This is a genomic window from Bacillota bacterium (genome assembly GCA_040754675.1).
Lineage (GTDB): Bacteria > Bacillota > Limnochordia > Limnochordales > Geochordaceae > Geochorda.
The window spans coordinates 1-4,481 of the sequence record JBFMCJ010000342.1 but is presented as its reverse complement, the minus strand read 5'-3'; the positions used below and the strand labels follow the sequence as shown (position 1 = coordinate 4,481).

The 4,481-nt window shown below is 66.0% G+C and carries 7 protein-coding genes; 3 read left to right on the top strand and 4 right to left on the bottom strand.

Going from position 1 to position 4,481, the window contains the following annotated elements:
• Together AB1609_16375 and AB1609_16370 are read left to right on the top strand one after the other, a co-directional pair.
• Window positions 1–250, top strand: a 250-nt coding sequence (locus AB1609_16375; protein ID MEW6048025.1) for a recombinase family protein, incomplete at its 5' end; no start/stop codon positions are given.
• A 656-nt stretch (window positions 251–906) separates the two neighbouring features.
• On the top strand, window positions 907–1,452 hold the full coding sequence (locus AB1609_16370; protein MEW6048024.1) for a Uma2 family endonuclease: 546 nt from the start codon (window positions 907–909) through the stop codon (window positions 1,450–1,452).
• Between the two features lie 272 nt (window positions 1,453–1,724).
• Here AB1609_16370 and AB1609_16365 read toward each other — a convergent pair whose 3' ends face one another.
• Window positions 1,725–2,213 (bottom strand): hypothetical protein, encoded by a 489-nt coding sequence (locus tag AB1609_16365; GenBank protein MEW6048023.1) that lies wholly within the window; start codon window positions 2,211–2,213, stop codon window positions 1,725–1,727.
• A 14-nt stretch (window positions 2,214–2,227) separates the two neighbouring features.
• On the bottom strand, window positions 2,228–2,683 hold the full coding sequence (locus AB1609_16360; protein ID MEW6048022.1) for a MerR family transcriptional regulator: 456 nt from the start codon (window positions 2,681–2,683) through the stop codon (window positions 2,228–2,230).
• Between the two features lie 285 nt (window positions 2,684–2,968).
• Here AB1609_16360 and AB1609_16355 point away from each other — a divergent pair, with 285 nt between their 5' ends.
• Window positions 2,969–3,112 (top strand): DUF433 domain-containing protein, encoded by a 144-nt coding sequence (locus tag AB1609_16355; GenBank protein MEW6048021.1) that lies wholly within the window; start codon window positions 2,969–2,971, stop codon window positions 3,110–3,112.
• A gap of 294 nt (window positions 3,113–3,406) precedes the next feature.
• On the opposite strand, the gene AB1609_16350 is transcribed toward AB1609_16355, so the two are convergent.
• A complete protein-coding gene (locus AB1609_16350) occupies window positions 3,407–3,706 on the bottom strand; it encodes a thioredoxin family protein (GenBank protein MEW6048020.1) in 300 nt (99 codons plus the stop codon).
• A 12-nt stretch (window positions 3,707–3,718) separates the two neighbouring features.
• A partial coding sequence (locus tag AB1609_16345; GenBank protein ID MEW6048019.1) for a permease occupies window positions 3,719–4,481 on the bottom strand: 763 nt, incomplete at its 5' end.

The following is a 4,481-nucleotide window of genomic DNA, read 5'->3' as shown; positions in this document are numbered from 1 at the left end:
GGGGTGGGGCCCAGAGGCTGGGGAGGGCGGACGGGCCGGACGGGACGAGCCGCCAGGAACGGTGGCTAGGATCCGGGAACTCTATCGCCAGGGCAAAAGCCACTGGACGATCGCCAAGCAGCTGAACGAGGAGGGCTGCCGGACCCGTCGGGGTGGGAAGTTCTACCACCAGACGGTGCGGCAGATCTTGGAGGATCGTCGTTACCGAGATTTGGCAGTCGACCGGAAGGTAAATACCCATACCCCGTAGGGTAGCCAAGCGAAGTCCGATCCCACGAAAAATCTCACGAACTACACGTACAAGGGGATCACTACAGACCACAAATTACCAAATGGAAGAGCGTGCCATCCGGCTGGGGCTTGTCACGACGAGGTTTGCCCGGATCGGGACGGGGAGCGGGGGAGCACCCCCCTTCCCATGCCGAACACGGAAGTGAAGACCTCCAGCGGGCTGGATACTGCGGCGGAAACGCCGTGGGAAAGGGCTTCGCCGCCGGGACAGCTGTAAGACCCTAACAGGTCACGGCCTCGATCCCACGGATCGATCTCACGAAGAGGTCGAGGGGTCGAGGCCGTGACGCTTTTGTGCTTCTGGGTGGCAAGGCGTGGACTTTGGCGTCGTTTCTGTGGTCGGCAAGGGACGGGAGTTCACGGGCTTTATTTGTCAACGTATGCCAGGTTCGAAGCGGCAGTTCCTGGAAGCACTGCACCGTGCGGCACGGAGTGCACCGTGGTGCCCTGCAACGGTCCGCGGTGCATGAAGGGTACCCCCTGAGGGGCACCCCTGATCCGCGACGCGGCGGGCTTTCTGTGTCGGATGCGCCAGGTCAGCTCACCCTGTCGGGCAGACCTTGGCCTCGGGGGCAGCCGTCCAGATGGTATACTGAACGTCGGGAGGGGAAGCCCGTGGCGACGCGGACGCTGTTGACCGCCGACGACCTGCTCCGGCTCCCCAAGGACGGCAAGCGCTACGAGCTCGTGAAAGGGGAGCTGGTGGAGATGGCTCCGCCCGGTTACGAGCATGGGGAGATCGCCGGTCGCATCGCCGCACTTCTCGGAAGCTTTGTGCTCCGCCAGGGGCTCGGCGGAGTACTGGTGGAGGCCGGTTTTCTTCTGGCCAAGAACCCCGATACCGTGCGCGCCCCAGACGTGGCCTTCATCGCCCGCGAACATCTGCCAAGCCCTCGGCCCAAAGGCTACCATACGGTGTCACCCGACGTGGCCATCGAGATCCTGTCGCCGAACGACACCTTCCGCGAAGTGCAAGAACGCATCGAAGCCTGGCTTTCGGCGGGGGCCAAAAGCGTGTGGCTCGTCGACCCGGACCGTCGCCGGGTCATGGTGTACGCCCACCCCCATCACCCGCAGGTCTTCGAAGCGGTCGACACCCTTTCCGACCCGGCCGTCCCGGGCTTTTCGGTGCAGGTGGCCGAGCTTTTCCCGGAAGCGTGAGGGAGGGCTTTTTGCCTGGCCTACCCCGAGGCGCTAGCGGCGGCGATCGGGACGGGGCGCCAACCGGTCCGTCCAGGCTGGCAGTACCAGCGGCACTCATGGGCACCGGTCCCTGGCTTCACCGGATCTGGCCAGGGAGGCGCATATGTCTGATACGCGCTCCGGCGTGTGGAAGGCGTTGGCACCGCGCAGCTCTTCGGCATGGTTGAGCCGGTTGAAAAGGCGTTCGTCCTCGATCGGTCAATGGAGTCGGTAGGCGTCGATTCGCAAGTCTACTGCGCGGTCGCCCTGTTGGTCACCGCCCGGACGTTGCCGAGGCAGCATGACCCCTGGGGGTTGCGAAGCTCACAGGCGCATTGACCAGCCTGGATGCCCGCTTCGATCTCTTCGACGATGCGGGCGTGATCGGGCGGCGCGGCCTGACGCAACGCACCCCGGGTGTGGCGAAAGCAGTAGCAGACGAACACGTCGTCGGCTTCCGGTTCTTTCTGGAAGACCCGTTCCCGCACCTCGTCCACGGTGAACTGCTCGTCGGCGTCTTCTGCGAAGTACACCACCGGGCAGGCAGGGGTCCGGCAAAACCGGTAGCGCTGCGCTCCCAACCGCCGCAGGCTGACGGCCAACATGGCCTTCACGGTGAGGCGCTCGACGTGTTTTCCTTTTGCACCGCAGCTCGGGCACCGCTCTCCCTCGCGGTTGGTGGGAGCCGGCACCACGGAGACTTTTTCGTTGGAATCTGGTAGCGTGCAGCATCCCGGCATCACACAACCTCCCCTCATGGCACCTGGCTGACCGTGTCCGCGGCCTGAGGCTTGTATGCCAGCGCGGCGGCCTCGTCGCAAATGCAGCGACCGGGGCGCGCTGGCGTCTCCCCCGCGTCTGGCGAATACGCCTGGCCGGTCGCGTACAGCGCTTCGAGCTGGCGCTTGAGCTGACAGAGGGCTTCGATCTGGCGGTCGATGTCGCGGATCTTCCGGCCCATGTGGCGGACGACATCGTCGCAGGGACGGCAGCCTCGATCCCACACCTCGAGGATCTGAGCCATGTCCCGAAGCGAAAAGCCGGGCATCCGGGAGGCGCGAATGAAGCGCAGGCGCTTCAGTTGCTCTGACGAGTAGATGCGGTATCCTGCGGGCGTCCGTCCCTCGGGACGAATCAGGCCCAGGTGCTCATAGAACTGCAGCGTCTTCGCGCCGACGCCAGCCCTGGTGGCGAGCTCACCGATTCGCACCTCCACCGCCTCCGCAGGGAGCGTACACCTTCTCCCAGGTGGAAGGTCAACGTCCGCTCCGCCGTGTGAGAGAGAGGGATGACAAGGGTGTCACCGGGGCGAAATGCTGCGGCGAAGTCAACCCAAGCGACCGGCGGGAGAAGGAGGAGGTTCCCGCCACCATGGTAAGTGCCTCCCGCGGTAGCTGTGAGAGTAAAGTAGCCGGTGTTGCAAGCGCCACGGGATGGGGCGACGGAGATAACAAGGCCCTCCGGGATAGAAGCCCTCACGGGAAATGAGGCGACCATGGCCTGGCAAGATCTGCTCGAAGTCAACCCCGCCGTCGTGAAAGGCAAGCCCGTCATTCGGGGAACCCGGGTTCCCGTGCATCTGGTCGTGGGGAAGCTGGCGAAGTCACCGCTTCTTATGCGGTCCCCGAGGGACCGGTAAGGGCCTGCCTGGCGCTTGCCGCCGAGATCCTCAGGGAGGAAGAGTTTCGTGCGCTTCCTCGTAGATGAGTCCGCGCCCCTGCGAATCACCCAGCAGCTTCATGCCGGCGGGATCGCCTCACTTGAGGGTGGTGATGGCGAAGCGGTATGCGAGTCAACCCCGGGCATGTTTTCGATCGGGCCATCCCGTCACGGGACGGACCGGTCGAGGGCGTCGCGTTCGTGTGTCCCCGGGTGACCAGGCCCTGCCTGGCAGGGGCTCGACCCGGACCGGGGAGGGCCGGAGCGCTGCCCGCTACCTGGTCGGCCTGCGCTGTAGGAAAGCCTTCGCCTGCTCCTCGGTCGGCACGTGCCCGACCGAGACGACCTCGCCGTCCACGACGACCGCCGGCGTGAACATCACCCGGTACCGCCGGATGACGGCCAGGTCGGTCACGTGCTGCACGTCCGCCGTCATGCCGAGCCCGGCCAGCGCCTTTCGTACGACCTGCTCGGTCGCCCTGCACTTCGGGCACCCGGAACCCAGAATCTCCACCCGCATGACCAAGTCCCGTTCCTTTCCGAATTGACCGCCGACAGTGGCAACTGCTGCCAATGCGTGCCCTCCCTAGAAAAGCCAGTTACCGGCCGCCCACGCCCAGGCCGTGGAGATGGCCACCGTGACCACGACGTAGACAGCCATCTTGCGCACCCCGAAGACTCGCCCGATGGTCAGCATGCTCGGCAAGCTCAGGCCCGGCCCCGCCAGCAGCAGCCCCAAGGCCGGTCCCTTTCCCATGCCGAGCTCCATCAGCTTCGCTACGAACGGCGCTTCGGTCATCGTGGCGAAATAACTCACCGCCCCGATGAGGGTCGCCGCGAACGAGGCCCCCAACCCCGATCCGCCGAGCCAGCGCTGCACCCATTCGGGCGGCAGCAGTTCGGAGACGACGCCGAGGACGAACACCCCGACGAGCAGCACGGGAACGATGAGCCTCACGAACCACCACGTCTCGCGCAGCCACGCTGTGCGCCGCTCTGCGCCCAGGCGCCACCACGCCCAGGCGAACGCAGCGCCCATCGTCACGGCCCAGACTCCCAACTTCGCGACATACGGCCCCGACTGCACCAGGTAGTTGGGGGCGAGGAGGCTGATGGCCAGCAGCAGCGTCAGGATCACCGCATCGCGGTCCGTGATGGCGGGGATCACCCGGCTCGCCGGTCGCCCCGGCGCTGCCGAGACGGGCCGGTCTCCCGCACCCGCCGCAGTCTCCTGTGAGGTTGCGCTGGAGGCGGGCGCTGCCTCTGCTACGGCTCCTCCGCTTGCCGCTTCCGACCGCCAGAAGGCCCAGGTCATGACGAAGCCCACGACCAACGCGGTCGAGAGCGCC